This is a genomic window from Bradyrhizobium sp. UFLA05-89 (assembly GCF_059803475.1).
Genome location: NZ_JBANBA010000102.1, coordinates 1 through 15228, shown reverse-complemented (window position 1 = coordinate 15228; position 15228 = coordinate 1). Strand labels below are relative to the sequence as shown.

Sequence of the window (15228 nt, the reverse complement as noted above, 5' to 3'; positions counted from 1 at the left end):
AAAGTGCCGGTTAACGCTACATTAGCCTTAAGAAAAGGTTAACGCAGCGTCCCGCCGACGTCATCCCCCCATGGGGACCGCAGGCTGCGCGGAACCGCCGCCGCGTGGCATATTCGCCCTTGATTCGTCGGCCATCGGCCGACCTTGTGGCGACCCATTGATGAGCGTGTTCTCGGCAACTTCCTCCCGCGGCCGTCCGGGCCGGACAAGGGCGCATCTCGCCCCGCTCGTGCTCGGCGGTATGTTCGCGGCAGGCGCGGTGGCCGTAGTCGCCTATCTGCTGTGGCCGACGTGGGGGACGGTGGTCGGCGCGAGTGCGCCGGACAGGCTGCCGGTCAGCGTCGGCGGCACGCTGTTCAACGTACCGACGGCAGCGATCCGGATGAAGATCCAGCGGCACTCCGGACCGCAGGAGCGCATCGACATCGATTTCCTCTACCCCTCGCTCGAGGTGCCGGGCGCACCAAAGCATGTCAGTGCCGACGCAGCTGAGGCGACGATGCAGCCGATCGACCGCATCTTCCTGTCGATCGCGGCGCATCACGATGCGCTCGCGCCGGAGCTCCGGCTCAGCACCATCTATCCGCGCTATCTCGATCAGGCCGCCACCTCGCCGGAGGACGGGCTGACGATGCGAATGTTCCGCGCAGACACGCCCTATGGCAGCGAGGACCTGTTCTCCGCGACGAGCCCCGAGCTGACCGCGCGCTGCACGCGCGATGCGGCGACCCCCGGCATGTGCCTTTCGGAGCGACGCGTCGACGGCGCCGACCTCACCTTCCGATTTCCCCGAAGCTGGCTATCGCAGTGGCGCGAGGTGGCGGAGGCGATGGACAGGCTGACGGCGCAGTTGCGCGGGCCGAAGGGCTGAGCGCGGTCTCTCTGCCCTGCTGCGAGCCTCCAGCCAAAAATATCGAAAACAACCTCATGCAAAGTAGCCGGGCGGCGGCATCGCCAATTTCGTCTTTTCAGAATATTACTTGACGCGTCGGGCAAATCAGGGGCACGGTGTCATCCTGCCGCGCTGATCGTGTCACTGCTGCCCAGGTCCAGGTCGAAATCCAGTCCTCGCCGTCGGAGGAGCATATCGGATCGCATCAGTGGCGACCTCCTTTGATTTCGAACATCAACCTGTTCAGCCCGAAGAAAGAGACAAGGTCGCTGCCACTCCCTTGTCGGGGTTGGACCGGGTATGGCTCAGTCCATTCTTCCGTGCAGCTTGTGATCCAACCAGCCGGCCTCACATCAATACTGATCAAGCGGGGCAAGCTCGTTGAGCAATATTCCGGCAGCAACGGAGGAGAACTCGTATGGGAACATTCGTCCTTGTCCCAGGGGCAGGCGGCATGGCTTGGTATTGGCACCGCGTCGCCCCGCTCATTCGCGCGGCGGGACACGAAGCCATCGCGGTCGATCTCCCTGGCGACGACAGGAATTCCGGTCTCGCAGCGTATGCGGACATCGTCATCCGCGCGATCGCGAAACGAAGCGACGTGATACTTGTCGCCCAGTCGCTCGCGGGCTTCACAGCGCCCCTCGTTTGCGTGCGTGCGCCCGTGCGGATGGCCGTGTTCGTCAACGCGATGATCCCCGAGCCCGGAGAGACCGCCGGTGCATGGTGGGCCGCTACAGGAGCGGTGGAAGCGAGGGAAAACGCCGCGACGCGCCGCGGCTATGCGACGGAATTCGATGTGGCAACCTATTTTCTGCACGACGTGCCGCAGGACGTGCTGCGCACCGGCCCGGAACAACCACGCGAGGAAGCCGAGGTCGTTTTCGGCGAGCCCTGTCGCTTCGAGCGCTGGCCCGACATCCCCATTCATGTTCTTGCGGCAAAAGACGACCGTTTTTTCCCGGTAGAATTTCAACGGCGTGTCGCGCGTGAAAGGCTCGGAAAGGAGGTAGACGAAATTCCCGGTGGCCATCTCGTCGCCTTGTCAAATCCGGAAGGGCTGACCGATCGCCTTCTTGCGTATGAGAGGGATCTGACACGCTAACCCACAGGATGGTTGAAGCGGAGCGACACCCATCAATCACGCTGTGCTAACGGACTTGTAGTCTGCCCCGAAGACCGGCCGGCGAATTCTTCGGTCACGACGATGCATTCGACGTTCCACCGGAGTGGATCGCGAGATGATGGTATCGCTACGCTCCACCATCCTACGAATCGCGCTTGTTCTACCCCGGCTCGATCCGCGAGAACCGAAAATTGCAGTGGCTCGCGCCGCCCGCCAGCGTTTGTGTCCGCTCCAACCGAATGCCAAGTGTTGCATACGCATCGAAATCGAGCCCGCAAATGTGCGGCAAGATTTCTTGATCTCCGTGGCGAGCTGCGAATTTGCAGAAGCCGCAGGCCTTGTAATTGATGCCGAAATCAAAGTTGTCGCCGGTCCCGGGCTCGACGAAATCGTAGACGAAGTCTTCTGGATATTCTTCCGCACGGCTCTTTGCCGCCTGCTCGCGCAGCAAGGCCTGGTTCTCCGGAGACATGAACTGACGCCCTGAGGCGACTCGTTCGGCCTCGGGCACCATGAGCAATTGCGCCTTGTAGCTCTCTCGCTCGATTTCGCCGATCACTGCCAGCGGCACACCATGCCGCCGGAGCACTCGGCCGATGGCCATAAAGCCCATCAGACGCATGAAAAAATCGCTCATGCGGCTGGCTGCGCCGCCGACATAAGGCATCTGGCTGAGCACGATCTCGAACTCGTTCATCACCTCCCGCCCGACCCCATCCATGTCCGGGATGCTCGCGCGCTCGCGCAACATCCCTTCGGCAAGATGGAGACGCTGGCGCAAAGCAGCCTCCATCGCGCCACGATGCGCCTCGTAAAAGGGGTGAATTGCAGTCATGGGATACCCTCGCCGGCACGCCAGCCTATTGCAGGCAGGCCCATCAATCCATTGCCAATTGAGCCGGCGCGCGGATCTTGCGCCACTCCTCTGCCAACGGACGAAGAATTGTCGTAGGCTGCTATCTGCGCGCACAGGATCATCAGAGGATGAATCCACTTCGAACCACAGTCGTAATGAAGACCGACATCAGCGGCTCAACGTCACGCTTCCGTGAACTGCTGACCGCCGATCTCCAGGCGCTGTTGGGCGAGCATCGTGCGTTTCTGGCGCGCCATGCCGCCGAGCACGGCGGCTCGATCATCAAGCCCGCGGGAGACGGTTACTGGCTGGAATTCCCCAGTGTCACTGGTGCAGCCAAAGCTGCGATAGCAGTGCAGGAAGACTTGCGGCTGGTCCAGCTGAGCCGAGGCGAGGATCGGCTCTCCATTCGCATCGTAATCGCACTCGGGGATGTCGTCGCTCAGGACGACGACTTCATCGGCGACGTTTTTGCGCTCGTCACCCGCGTCGAAGCGATAACGCCGCCCGACGAAATCTATCTTACGGCTGGGGCTCGGCTCGCTCTGGCATCCGCTGAGATCCAGACCGCGCTTGTTGAGCGCTTTGTGCTGAAGGGTTTTGTCGAACCGATGCCGATCTACCGCATCGAACAGCGGCATCGCACACGCATCATTTCTGAAATCAACATCCTTTTCTTGGATCTTCACGGCTTCAGCAAGATCATGGATACCGGGCCTGTCGCCAAAATTGAACGCATCCTCGACATGCTTGATGCGGTGACCTACGGGACGGCACAAGAGTTCGGCGGCACGGTTCGATTCAATCTAGGCGATTCCTATTGCATAACATTTGCCGAGGCCGCGCGGGCCATGGCGGGGGCAGAGCGCTCAATCCGTAAGTGGGACGCAATCCGGCATCTGGAGCAGTTCGACTGCACGATCAGTATCGGGTTGCATCGCGGCACACTCTACGCATTCCGTTCCTTTCTCTACGGTCGCGATGTCTGGATTGCCTCGCAATTGCAGAGTGCATCGAGCAAGCTCTTGACGAGTGAGGAGAATGGGATTTTCGTCACGAACGCTGTCCGCAGTGCCCTCCTTGGCACGCCATGGCACAACCGACTCCAGCCCATAGACCTGCAACCGTTGCTCACGCCACAACTGGTCGGAATCGCGGCCTATCGACTTTGCGAAGTCGCTCTCGACGACGAGTTGCGTGATCCTCTCTGAAACGCGACCCAAATGGCGCTTAAGGTCGACGGATGCAGTGATGAACTCCGTCAGACGCGACGGCCGCTTATGATCGTGACATGGACCGTGCCGGCCGAGCTCATCGATGTGTAAGGCGTGACGGCCGCCGACGTCACCCGCGGCTCCGTACTTCGCGAAAAACCAGAGCTTTCAGGGGCGCGCGGCCAGCGCAGAAGATGCATAGCGTTCGATCGGCAGCAAGCCGGGCGATCCGCGGCGGCGGCCCGCAGCCGATCGAACAAGAGATTACGGCGAACGGCGCACTTTGCTCGGCAAATTGAGTGCGCTGTCACCGCATTCCAATCGTCTCTAGGCCCTGAGCCCCGCGATGAAGGCGACGACCTCGCGCTGCAGTTCGCCGGATTGTTCTCGCAATTGCTGCGAGTGGTTCATCAGTTGCGAGGCGGCGGCGCCGGTCATCGCAGCCGCCTCGCCGACCGCCGCAATGTTGCCTGTAACGGCCTGGGCGCCATGCGCCGCCCGCTGAGTGCTATGAGCGATCTCGTTCGTCGCCGCTCCTTGCTCCTCGACGGCACCGGCGATCGAGGAAGTCACCTCGCGGATGGTCGCGATCGTCGTGACGATCCGACCGATCGAGGAAACGGTATCGCCCGTCGCAGACTGGATCTCGGTGATCTTCTCGCCGATTACATCGGTTGCCTTGGCCGTCTGCGCCGCCAGTTGCTTGACCTCAGAGGCCACGACAGCAAAGCCACGCCCAGCTTCGCCTGCTCTTGCTGCTTCGATGGTCGCGTTCAATGCCAGTAGATTGGTCTGCGAAGCGATGTCGCGGATCAGATTTAACACTTCACCGATCTTTTCGGCCGCCTCAGTCAGCGCCCGCACGTTGGTCTCCGTCCGAACCGCTTCAGAAGCAGCGTCTGCAGCAATCTCCGCGGACTTGGTGACCTGAGCACCGATCTCGCGAATCGAGGCGTTCAGTTCCTCGGTTCCGGTTGCGACCGTCGTAACACTGTCCGACGCTTCTCCCGCGGCGCCGGCAACGACGTGCGATTTGCGCGTCGCCTCTTCGGCTGTTGTTGACAGATCTCGCGCCGCGTCGGCAAAGTCACCGGACGACTTCACAAAGCTGTCGGCAAGTGCGACCATCGAGGCCTGGAACTTGTCCGCGAGATTGTTGCGTTCAACCCTGATGCGTTCGCCGGCGACACGATCCTGGTCTGCGCGCTCGGCTCGCATCCGTTCGGCATCCGAAAGGCTGGCGCGGAACACTTCGACGGTGCGCGCCATCGCGCCAATCTCGTCGGCACGATCCGTTCCACCAACCTCGACTGACGTGTTTCCGTCCGCAAGGGCGCTCATTGTGTCGGAAAGGCGCCGGATCGGAACGGTAATGCCCCGCGTAATCATGACGACCAGGACGATGGTAACTCCCACAAGTGCGGCAGCCAAACCAATCGAGGTGAGATACTTGTCGTAGGCATCGCGTTCGGCACGAGACGAGGCATCTTTGAGATTTTGCTCGAATTGAACTTCGACGCGTGACAGAAGCTGCATTCGCTGCGCATTGGTATCGAGCCAAGCCTTCAAGGAGATCGACTGAACGTCACCGCCAGGGCCGGCGTCGTACACGACCCGCAGCATACGGTTGGTTTCGTCGACCGGAGCGCCTGAATAGACCGTCGCCAGGACGTTGCGCTCTTCGGCCGTGGCATAGAAAGCAATCGCACTCTCCGCGCCCTGTTGCCGACCATGGAAGCTCTGAACGCGGTTGTAAAGGTCGATGTCGAATTTGCCCTGCTGGAAACCTACGGCAGCATTTGCGCGCGCCGCACTGGAGAACTCGGCCATCCAGAGCAGATTCGAATAGACCTGCATCTCGCGCGAAACGTCGGGGTTTCGCACGGATTTGGTCGCATATCGACTGAACTCGAGTAACTGCCCGATCGAAGCAGTGTAGAAGTTGTTCATTTCGTTCGGGGTAATCTTCAGACTGTCGACCGAAGCGCGCACCGGGTCCGGCTGGCTCGCCGACCGCAATCCTTCCTGCAGGACCTTGCTCAGCTCTGTGGAAATTGCCGCAACGTCTATCCCCTTCAATCGCTCCTGGACTTTGTTGCGACTGGTATCGGTGGTCTGCCGCAGCACGGCCAGACCGGACCGCCCCTCACTGCCCTTGGATCCCACGAGTGCGGCCGATGCGCCAGCTTCTGCCTGAAGACTATGGACGTATGTGCTGATATCTGCGTCGAGCGCAACGATGTCGGCTACCGTCCGCATCTCTTCATAGACTGACCGTTTTTCCGCGGCAATTTGGCCGGCGGCAAAGACCACCCCGACAAGAGGAACGGCGGCGAGAATCGCAATTCGTGTGCGAATCTTGAAACTGAGCATCGATTTCCGAAAATTCATTTGTGGACTGTGTCCTCGCGATGAGATCCGAGCGCCATTCGAGCGTGCATCACGATCCAAATGGCTGGCCGTCATTTTCCAAGCAGAGCCACAATCTGGCGCTACTCCAAATAGCTAGACGTTCGAGAACTGAACCGAACCTTACCTCTTGCATCCGATCTGCGCGAAGCGGACAGCCACTTCGCAAAACGGACTTGCTCGGGAAAGGCAAGACGACTGCATACGAAGGACCTTGTCCATGGCGCGATCAGGGCGGCCCCGTGAGAGCTGCACCGTGCTCATCGAGGAGACACCATCGAACTACGCGCTTACACCGTTGGTGCGAATCGCAAAGAGAATCCGTAAGGCATGCTCAAGCAGATCGCGTCTGCGACGAGGCACGACTTGAAAGACACGTTGAGCAACGCCCCAACCGTCCAAGGTTCGAGCTTCGAGAGTCTCCTCGCGTATTACGGATCTCGACTGCTGCCAATGAGGATCATCCCGCCGACCTCCTGCGCGGGATTCCAGTGGCGATCAGATTTCGCCGCCGGGCCGGGGGTGAGCATAGTCCGTGCGCAGTACTGGAGCGACTGGTCCTACTGTTCGGACAACGACACGGAGAATCTCAATCTCGGCTTTCTCAACGCTGGGGCCTCCGAGCTTAGGATCTGCTCCAAAACAATTGAGCAGACCTCATCGCGCTTGGTCGTTTACCCGCAGCCGAGCCTACGACGGCAAGCCATACGCACCCGCGACGGCATTCTCGCGGGCGGGACGTTGCGCTTCGAAGCAAGCACTGTCGCCCGGATCCTGCGCGACATGTTTGGCGGCGCGCTGCTGACGAGCCTCGATCTTGCGCTCACCTTCGACCTCGAGACGAACTTGGGACAAGCCTTGTGGTCGATCACCAGTGCACTGGTCAGCGGCATGCGCGACGAGCAATTGCTTCTACGCTCACCCAAGGCGATGGCGCTGCTAACAGAATCCGCTCTTCGACTGATTTTCGCGGAAGCGCCACATCGTCTCGCTGGAAAGCTCTCGGCACGAGAGGGCATCCCAGCTTCGCCACAGGTCAGTCACGCGATCGATTACATGCGGGCCAATCTTCACTTGCCGATAACAATGAGCGATGTTGCGGGCGCTGTCGGCATCAGCAGCCGCGCGCTCCAGACCGGCTTCCGCAGGTCCCACCAAACGTCCCCGGCCCACTATCTGCGGCGTGTCAGGCTTGACGCGGTTCACACTGAATTGTCCTCACCCGAGAACAAGTTGCCCGTCAGCGAAGTTGCCCTGAAATGGGGGTTCGCCCATATGGGACGCTTCGCCGCGCAGTACCGCCGAACATTTGGAGTTTTTTCGTCGGAAACTGCCAGACGCGCTGGTGGTGCGCATCGGCTTGTCCGACCAGGGCAACATTGACATGTGGCCCGGCGGTGGTGAGCAGTCCCCTCACGCGGACGGCGCGCAGCCCCAAAGTGGAGCGGCGTCCAAAGCGCGATAAGATTGGGATGAATCGTCATCGCGCTTTAGGTTATTGCTTGAGCATGATCTCCGCACAAACGCGTTCCGCGTTTGTCGTGAGGGAAAAACGCTTCACACTTTGCGCTAACGCGGCCCTTCGGGTCCGGATCAAGCGCTACTCCTGATCGATGAGATCGTCCTCGAGGATCGCCATCTGGAACTGGAACGAGCGATCGTCGTCCTCGTCGTCGACGAACAGCACGCCGATGAACTCCTCACCGATATAGACCTCGGCGGAATCGTCCTTCTTTATCCGCGGCTGAACGCGAATCTTGGGATTGCCGAACACGCGCTTCAGATACGCGTCGAGCTTCCTCACTTCTTTGATGTCCACGGCAAGTCTCCAATCGAAATCTAACGTGGCGGGGTTTTAGGACGAGACGCGACGAACCGCCAGCACGAATTCCCAAAGAATTCTGGGGACGATCGGGACCGGAAAGTCACGGCCCCGCTTCAAGTCAAACCGGGATCAAAGCCCCATATCAAAGCCCCATGGCGTTGATCATCTGGTCCATGGTGCGCGACGGCTCCGCGCAACCGGCCTCGCCGACGATCTTGGCGGGAACGCCGGCAACGGTGACGTTGTGCGGCACGGGCTTGACCACGACCGAGCCGGCCGCGATGCGCGCACAGTGGCCGACCTCGATATTGCCGAGGATCTTTGCGCCGGCACCGATCATGACGCCGTGACGGATTTTTGGATGGCGGTCCTCGTTCTCCTTGCCGGTGCCACCGAGCGTGACGCCATGCAGGATCGAGACGTCATCCTCGATGAGCGCGGTCTCGCCGCAGACGAAGCCGGTGGCATGGTCGAGGAAGATGCCGCGGCCGATGCGCGCGGCGGGATTGATGTCGGTCTGGAAGACGGCCGACGCACGGCTCTGGAGATAATACGCGAAATCCTTGCGGCCCTTCAGATAGAGCCAGTGCGCGAGACGATGAGTCTGGATCGCGTGGAAGCCCTTGAAGTAGAGCAATGGGTCGATGAAGCGGGAGGTCGCGGGATCGCGGTCATAGACCGCGACGAGATCGGCGCGGAAGGCATTGCCGAGATCGGGCTCTTCACGCAGTGCCTCGTCATAGGTCTGACGCACGAGATCGCCCGACAGCGAAGTATGGTCGAGCCGGTCGGCCAGCCGGTGCACGACCGAATCTTCCAGGCGGCTATGATGCAGCACGGTCGAATAGATGAAGGTCGCGAGCTCGGGCTCGCGGTGGACGATGTCTTCAGCCTCAGTCCGGACCCGATCCCAGATCGGATCGAGCGCGGCGAGCTTTCCTGCCGGATTGACCTGATGCATTGCCATGGCGTGCTCTCGAAATTCGCTCGTTTCGTTTAACCTATAGCACAGTCTAGCGTGCCCTGTCCCTGTAGGCTTGCCTGAGAGTGAACACCGGATCGCCGCCAAAAGCCCATCAACATGTTGAATCAAAAGGCTTTCCTGCAGTACCCCCAATACGGCAAGGTTCGTTGAAGGTGGTCAGCGTTTTGCCAAAATCAAGCTCCGTAGCGTCAAACTATTGGTGAATTTCACGCCAACCGTTATTGCGGGCATGGTCGAGAGACGACGGAGACGATTTGAGCATCACCACCGACATTTTGCGCGCCCGCGCCGCGGGGTCCTTGTGGCTGCGGCTCGCCGCCGTCGCCCTGCCCCTCCTCCTGATCGCGCCGGCGTTCTGGAACGGCTACCCGCTGCTTCAATGGGACACCGGCGGCTATCTGGCGCGCTGGTATGAGGGCTATCTCGTCCCCAGCCGCTCCACGGTGTTTGGCCTCTATCTGCATTTCGGCGAGAGCTCGAGCTTCTGGCTCAACCTCGCCCTCCAGTCGCTGGCGACGCTGTGGCTGCTTCAATTGACGCTCCGCGTGCTCGGCCTGATGCAGACCTTCCGCTTCGTTGCGATCAGCCTGCTCCTGATTCTGTCGACCGCGCTGCCCTGGCTTGCCAGCATGCTGCTCACGGACATCTTCGCCGGGCTCTCGGTGCTGTCGCTGTTCATCCTGGTGGTCGGGGGCGACCGGACCTCGGGCATCGAAAAAATCTCATTGTTCGCCTTCACCGCCTTTGCCGCAGCGACCCACAGCGCGACGCTCGGCGTCCTGTTCGGGCTTTGCGCCGCCGGCTGGTTGGTGCGGCCGCTGCTCGGCAAGCGCCTTCCCCTCGCAGGTCTTGCGCAAGGCAGCCTGACCATCGTTGCCGGCGGGGCCATGCTGGTCATGGCAAACCATGCGCTGTCGGGCCAATGGGCCTGGACGCCGGGCGGCTATGGCGTCGCTTTCGGCCGCATGATGCAGGACGGCATCGTGGCACGCTATCTTGGCGATCACTGCCCGCGCGAGAGTTTCAAGCTCTGTCCCTACCGCAACGAATTGCCGGCGACCGCCGACGAGTTTCTGTGGGGCAACAGCATGTTCAACACGCTCGGCCGGTTCGAGGGGATGAACGACGAGATGAGCTACATCGTCGTGCATTCGCTCGCCGACTATCCGGCCTGGCAGGCGGGCGCAGCACTGCGCGCCATGGGCCAGCAATTGCTGCACGTCGCGACGGGCGAAGGCACCAATGGCTGGATCCCCCACACCTACGGCATCATCGAGCGATACATCCCCTCGCAAATCGCGCCGATGCGCGCAGCGCGGCAGCAGAACTGGAATCTCGATTTCGATGACGTCAACTGGCTGCACGTACCGGTCGCACTCGGCTCGATGCTGGCGCTCGTCGGCCTGCTCGGCCATGCGCTGGCGCGCGGACGGCTCGACGACCTGGCGCTGCTGGCAACGACCGTGACGCTGGCGCTGCTCGGCAACGCCTTCATCTGCGCCGTCATCTCCGGTCCGCACGACCGCTACGGCGCGCGGATGGTGTGGCTTGCGACCTTCGTCGTGCTGACGGCGCTGGCGCGCGCGTTCGGCAGCGACGAGCCGGCAGACGAGGCCTCAGCCGCGGCGTGACAGGAAGTCGATCACGCCGGTCTTGTAGACCTTGTCACCGACCGCGCGCATGTGATCGCGGTTCGGGATGTCGAGCACCTCGGAGCCGGGGATGATCTTTCCCAACGCTGAGGCTGAGCCCGCGACGTCGTCGGCGGTGCCGACGGCGATCAGGACCGGCACGTCGATGCGTGCGGCTTCCTCCCTCTTCATCAGCTCGCGGGTGCCGCGCAGACACGCGGCGAGCGCCTGGCGGTCCGAGCGGGTTTGATCGGCGAACGCGCGAAAGGTGCGCCCGACGGGATCGGTGACGTCGTCGAGCGAGGGCGCTTCAAGCGCCTCCGCCACGTTCTCGCCGGGCCCGGTGCCCTCAATCAAGCCGCCAATGCCGATGCCGCCGAGGATCGCCGAGCGCAGGCGCTGCGGCTCGTTGAGCCCGAGCCAGGCGGTCATCCGACCGCCCATCGAGTAGCCCATCATGTCGGCCTGCGGGATACCGAGATGGTCCATCAGCGCAAGCACGTCGCCCGCCATGCCCGGAATGGAATACTGCGCGGGATCGTAGAGTTTTGCGCTCTCGCCATGACCACGATTGTCCAGCGCAAGCACGCGGCGGCCGTTCTTGCGCAATTCCGAGACCCACGTCGGATAGACCCAGTTCACGTTCTTGCTCGAGGCAAAGCCGTGCACCAGGATGATCGGGTCACCCTCGCCTTCGTCGAGATAGGCAATTTCGACTGCGCCGTTGTGAAAGCTCGGCATCAACTTTAAGTCCGCGTCTGTTGGGGATAGGATGATATTAGGCCGCGACTTCGCCGCCTGCCAGCGCAAGTTGCGCCCGACGCAACCGCCGCGCCCGCCTGCGGTCGCACCAGGCCTGCGTCAGCCGCTCGGTCGTGGCCTTGATCGAGGACAGGACGCCGAACAGCGTCACCAACGCGCCGGACAACCACAGCGCGAGATCGAATGCGCCGGTCGCGAGCAACAGAGCGCCGCGGCCGAGCAGCTTCAGGATCGCACGGGTCTTGCCGCCTTGGGCCTCGGCGAGCCGCGCCGCGCGCGCAACGTCCTTCGGGCCCTCGGCGACGCGCAGCGTATCGAGCGCACCGCGTGTACCGGCCTTCTCGGTGACACGGGCGACGTCCTTGCCGAGCCTGACCAGGGCGCCGGCTTTTTCGACGCGGAACGCGGCCTTGATCGCGCTCGCGGTCTCGCCCGGCCGCAGCACCGAGCCGGAGGCGACCGCATTCTGTAGCGCCGGCGTGTCCACCACCTCGCGCGCCGAGCGTCCGGCCCATGCCGCGAGCCCCTCGCCGAGCCGCCCAACCTTGCGGGCGTCCTTGACCAGCGACAGGCCGGCGCGCAGCGGCGCCGCACCGCCGACCGAGACATAGGTCGCCGCCGTCACCGCAAGACCCGCCGCGGCGAGCCCGAGCACGAGGCGGTCGGTCTCCTCGCCCATGGCCAGATGCTTGCCCTCACGCACGACGTCCCGGACATCGCCGATCACGAAGAGGTCGCCGGCCACGGTGCCAGAGAGGCTGGCGACATCGTCGGCACTGCCGGTGACGAGACCGGTGGCAAAACGCTTGGCGAAATGCGAGGTGGAATTCTCTTCTCTCACAGCGTCGCTGACGCGGCTCAGGAGGTCGTCAGGCAGCGCGATACTGCGATCACGCGCGAGCTCGACGAAGCTGCTCGCAAGATCGGCATCATGGGCGGCGAGCGCCGCCTCGATATTGTCCTGAACGAGCGCGGCGTTCTTGCCCGGTTCGTCCTTCACCAGGAGGGAATCGAGCTTCAGCTCCGAGAGCTTCGCCGGATCGTCCCTCGCCGCCAGCACAGCGCCCGCCACGCGCGCATGCGGCACGACCTGCACGAGCACAACGCTGCATGCCACGAGGGCGGTCAACGCGGTGCTGATTCGCAGCCACTTCATGTCAAAGCCTGGACGTTAGCTTGGAAATTCGCCTGGAAATTCGCCTGTCGCCGGGATTTCGTTCGTCCACAGACATAGTATGCCAAATTTGCGACACAACGGCCCCGACGAAAGAAGGGCTTCTCTGAGGCGACAAGATTGTGTCGAATTTGCATGAGCAAATGAGCATGGGGTAGTTGCGAACCTTTTGGTTCCATTGGACTAGCAATCATCTGCACCCGCCAGTATGGTCCGCGGCGTTCAATGATGCTGCGAACGATGCCGCGTCAGTGTTGATTGTGTCTGCCGCCATTGCCACTCCAGGATGAGTTCCGATGTCCGACCATGTCGTCCCGCACTTCCACAACGATGCCGGTGTCCCCGTCATCGAAATCGGCTCGCAGGAGTTCATGTGCGTTGGCGCCAACCCTCCGTTCGACCATCCGCACGTCTTCCTTGATCTCGGCAATGACAACGAGATCATCTGCCCCTATTGCTCGACGCTGTACCGCTTCGCGGCCGACCTGAAGGCCGGCGAGGCGCGCCCGCCCGAATGCGTGCTGAAGGACAAGGTGGCCTGACCGGCGGCATCCGCTAAGGGGTGGCCGTCTCCCGAACGATCATCATTGCCGGTGCCGGAATCGGAGGATTGACGGCCGCACTCGCGCTTGCCGCCAAGGGCTTTCGCGTCGTCGTGCTGGAGAAGGCCGAGCGGCTCGAGGAAGTCGGCGCCGGCCTGCAATTGTCGCCCAATGCGAGCCGCATCCTGGTCGAGCTCGGGCTGAAGGACCGGCTGGGCTCGCGCGCGGTGACGCCGGAGGCGGTCAGCATCATGAGCACGCGCGCCGGTGGCGAGTTGATGCGCCTGCCGCTTGGTGCGGCGGCCGCCGAGCGCGCCGGCGCTCCCTACTGGGTGGTACACCGGGCCGATCTGCAAGCAGCGCTCGCCGCGGCGGTCGCGGACCATCCTGATATCGATTTGCGGCTGGGTGGGACTTTCGAGGACGTCGCCGCGCATGCCAAGGGGCTCTCCGTCGTCTATCGCAGCGGCACGTTGCGCCGGAGCGAAGTGGCAAGCGCGCTGATCGGCGCCGACGGCGTCTGGTCCACAGTACGCCAGCATCTATTCCCGGACGTAGCGCCGCGCTTCTCCGGCCTGATCGCCTGGCGCGGCACGTTCGAGGCCACGCAACTGCCAAAGGAATACACCTCGCGCCGCGTGCAGCTCTGGATGGGACCGAACGCCCATCTCGTCGCCTATCCGATCGCAGGCGGGCGCCAGATCAACGTGGTGGCGATCGTGCCCGGCACCTGGAACAGGCCGGGCTGGAGCACGCCGGGCGATACGTCCGAGCTGAAGAATGCCTTCCCGGCGCCGTGTTGGCCGGGCCCGGCGCGGATGATGCTCACCGCAGTCGACAGCTGGCGCAAATGGGCGCTGTTCACGCTGCCCGACGGCGTCGGCTGGAGCAAGGGCGCGATCGCGATCGTCGGCGATGCCGTGCATGCGATGCTGCCCTTCGCCGCGCAGGGCGCAGGAATGGCGATCGAGGATGCTGCCGTGCTCGCCGAGCACCTGAGCGGCAACGCCAGCGAGAGCGCCGCCAGCATCGCCGCGGCGCTGGCTCGCTATGGCCGGGCGCGCGAGGCGCGCGTCAGGCGCGTACAGCGGACTGCGCGGCAGCAGGGCCGCATCTACCATCTCGCAGGCCCCTTCGCACTGGCGCGCGATCTTGCGATCCGCACGCTCGGCCCGGAGCGCATGCTGGCGCGCCAGGATTGGATCTATCGCTGGCGCGCGTGATGCGCGATGCTGACTTCAGTGAGCGGCGTTGCCGGATTTCGCTCCAGGCGCCGGCTTCGCCGCAGGCTTAGCGGCGGTTGCGGGCGCGGGCGCCGCTGGTGGCGGCGTCGCCTCCATGTCGCTCTCGCGGCACTTGTTGCGCCGCCAGTTCTCCTCCACGAGCTTCTGCTGTCCGCGCAGGGAGATATAGTCGTTGCGATAGGCCAGCTCCGAGACGACCGCGCCGCCGGTGCCCGTCTCCGCCTTCGCCATCAGCTTCTCCAGGCTCTCGATGCGACTGACCAGGCTCTTGCGTTCCGGCCCAAGCTGCTTGCACTCCCAGAGCTCGTATTTGCCCGGATCGACGAAGGCCGGGCTGATGGCGTCGCCCACGGTGGAGCAGCCGGCAAGCGTGGTGCCCAGCCCAAGCAGCGCGACCAGCGCAAGCGCGGGACGGCGGCGGTTGATAATCGAAACAGACATGCTGGATTGGTAGTCCCCGTAGATTGACATTGCCTAAAGCAGCCAGAGATGTCCGGATTGAGGCTTGACCAGATTGAGGCTTTGCCTTGTGCAGCCGGCTCGCTTAAGGAAGGGCACCCTTAGCCCA

14 protein-coding genes are annotated in these 15228 nt (G+C 62.8%); 7 read left to right on the top strand and 7 right to left on the bottom strand.

Going from position 1 to position 15228, the window contains the following annotated elements; genetic code table 11:
* The first annotated feature begins 160 nt into the window (after positions 1-160).
* Both SO139_RS35810 and SO139_RS35805 read left to right on the top strand, forming a co-directional pair.
* Positions 161-871 carry a hypothetical protein gene (locus SO139_RS35810; protein ID WP_498541486.1) on the top strand — a complete coding sequence of 237 codons (711 nt, stop codon included), beginning with the start codon at positions 161-163 and terminating at the stop codon, positions 869-871.
* Positions 872-1310: 439 nt separating this feature from the next.
* The gene (locus SO139_RS35805; protein WP_498541485.1) at positions 1311-1997 is read left to right on the top strand and encodes an alpha/beta fold hydrolase; all 687 of its coding nucleotides are present in this window, start codon (positions 1311-1313) and stop codon (positions 1995-1997) included.
* 181 nt (positions 1998-2178) lie between these two features.
* Here SO139_RS35805 and SO139_RS35800 read toward each other — a convergent pair whose 3' ends face one another.
* Complete coding sequence (locus tag SO139_RS35800; RefSeq protein WP_498541484.1) at positions 2179-2853, bottom strand: L-2-amino-thiazoline-4-carboxylic acid hydrolase; 675 nt, start codon at positions 2851-2853, stop codon at positions 2179-2181.
* A 176-nt stretch (positions 2854-3029) separates the two neighbouring features.
* Between SO139_RS35800 and SO139_RS35795 the strand changes: the two genes are divergently transcribed.
* Positions 3030-4085 carry an adenylate/guanylate cyclase domain-containing protein gene (locus tag SO139_RS35795; protein WP_498541483.1) on the top strand — a complete coding sequence of 352 codons (1056 nt, stop codon included), beginning with the start codon at positions 3030-3032 and terminating at the stop codon, positions 4083-4085.
* A 330-nt stretch (positions 4086-4415) separates the two neighbouring features.
* Here SO139_RS35795 and SO139_RS35790 read toward each other — a convergent pair whose 3' ends face one another.
* Positions 4416-6479, bottom strand: coding sequence for a methyl-accepting chemotaxis protein (locus SO139_RS35790; RefSeq protein WP_498541482.1), 2064 nt, complete (start codon positions 6477-6479; stop codon positions 4416-4418).
* Between the two features lie 348 nt (positions 6480-6827).
* On the opposite strand from SO139_RS35790, the gene SO139_RS35785 reads away from it, so the two are divergent.
* Complete coding sequence (locus SO139_RS35785) at positions 6828-7880, top strand: helix-turn-helix transcriptional regulator (RefSeq protein ID WP_498541481.1); 1053 nt, start codon at positions 6828-6830, stop codon at positions 7878-7880.
* A 217-nt stretch (positions 7881-8097) separates the two neighbouring features.
* Here SO139_RS35785 and SO139_RS35780 read toward each other — a convergent pair whose 3' ends face one another.
* Positions 8098-8316 carry a DUF3126 family protein gene (locus tag SO139_RS35780; RefSeq protein ID WP_254105293.1) on the bottom strand — a complete coding sequence of 73 codons (219 nt, stop codon included), beginning with the start codon at positions 8314-8316 and terminating at the stop codon, positions 8098-8100.
* Between the two features lie 148 nt (positions 8317-8464).
* Positions 8465-9289 (bottom strand): serine O-acetyltransferase, encoded by an 825-nt coding sequence (cysE, locus tag SO139_RS35775; protein ID WP_498541480.1) that lies wholly within the window; start codon positions 9287-9289, stop codon positions 8465-8467.
* Positions 9290-9561: 272 nt separating this feature from the next.
* Between cysE and SO139_RS35770 the strand changes: the two genes are divergently transcribed.
* The gene (locus tag SO139_RS35770; RefSeq protein WP_498541479.1) at positions 9562-10938 is read left to right on the top strand and encodes a hypothetical protein; all 1377 of its coding nucleotides are present in this window, start codon (positions 9562-9564) and stop codon (positions 10936-10938) included.
* On the opposite strand, the gene SO139_RS35765 is transcribed toward SO139_RS35770, so the two are convergent.
* Complete coding sequence (locus tag SO139_RS35765) at positions 10924-11679, bottom strand: alpha/beta fold hydrolase (protein ID WP_449383407.1); 756 nt, start codon at positions 11677-11679, stop codon at positions 10924-10926. The two genes, SO139_RS35770 and SO139_RS35765, sit on opposite strands and share 15 nt — an antisense overlap.
* A 37-nt stretch (positions 11680-11716) precedes the next feature.
* Complete coding sequence (locus tag SO139_RS35760) at positions 11717-12856, bottom strand: hypothetical protein (protein ID WP_498541478.1); 1140 nt, start codon at positions 12854-12856, stop codon at positions 11717-11719.
* 314 nt (positions 12857-13170) lie between these two features.
* Here SO139_RS35760 and SO139_RS35755 point away from each other — a divergent pair, with 314 nt between their 5' ends.
* Positions 13171-13416, top strand: coding sequence for a zinc-finger domain-containing protein (locus tag SO139_RS35755; RefSeq protein ID WP_007602543.1), 246 nt, complete (start codon positions 13171-13173; stop codon positions 13414-13416).
* A 20-nt stretch (positions 13417-13436) separates the two neighbouring features.
* A complete protein-coding gene (locus SO139_RS35750) occupies positions 13437-14639 on the top strand; it encodes an FAD-dependent monooxygenase (protein WP_498541477.1) in 1203 nt (400 codons plus the stop codon).
* 15 nt (positions 14640-14654) lie between these two features.
* On the opposite strand, the gene SO139_RS35745 is transcribed toward SO139_RS35750, so the two are convergent.
* Complete coding sequence (locus SO139_RS35745; protein ID WP_449383404.1) at positions 14655-15101, bottom strand: twin-arginine translocation pathway signal; 447 nt, start codon at positions 15099-15101, stop codon at positions 14655-14657.
* Positions 15102-15228 lie beyond the last annotated feature (127 nt).

Bases quoted from the DNA above. Each gene is read 5' to 3' on its own strand.
- SO139_RS35795 (WP_498541483.1), top strand. From the start codon at position 3,030: ATGAAGACCGACATCAGCGGCTCAACGTCACGCTTCCGTGAACTGCTG.
- SO139_RS35755 (WP_007602543.1), top strand. From the start codon at position 13,171: ATGTCCGACCATGTCGTCCCGCACTTCCACAACGATGCCGGTGTCCCC.
- SO139_RS35805 (WP_498541485.1), top strand. From the start codon at position 1,311: ATGGGAACATTCGTCCTTGTCCCAGGGGCAGGCGGCATGGCTTGGTAT.
- SO139_RS35790 (WP_498541482.1), bottom strand. From the start codon at position 6,479: ATGAATTTTCGGAAATCGATGCTCAGTTTCAAGATTCGCACACGAATT.
- cysE (WP_498541480.1), bottom strand. From the start codon at position 9,289: ATGGCAATGCATCAGGTCAATCCGGCAGGAAAGCTCGCCGCGCTCGAT.
- SO139_RS35800 (WP_498541484.1), bottom strand. From the start codon at position 2,853: ATGACTGCAATTCACCCCTTTTACGAGGCGCATCGTGGCGCGATGGAG.
- SO139_RS35760 (WP_498541478.1), bottom strand. From the start codon at position 12,856: ATGAAGTGGCTGCGAATCAGCACCGCGTTGACCGCCCTCGTGGCATGC.
- SO139_RS35785 (WP_498541481.1), top strand. From the start codon at position 6,828: ATGCTCAAGCAGATCGCGTCTGCGACGAGGCACGACTTGAAAGACACG.
- SO139_RS35765 (WP_449383407.1), bottom strand. From the start codon at position 11,679: ATGCCGAGCTTTCACAACGGCGCAGTCGAAATTGCCTATCTCGACGAA.
- SO139_RS35745 (WP_449383404.1), bottom strand. From the start codon at position 15,101: ATGTCTGTTTCGATTATCAACCGCCGCCGTCCCGCGCTTGCGCTGGTC.
- SO139_RS35810 (WP_498541486.1), top strand. From the start codon at position 161: ATGAGCGTGTTCTCGGCAACTTCCTCCCGCGGCCGTCCGGGCCGGACA.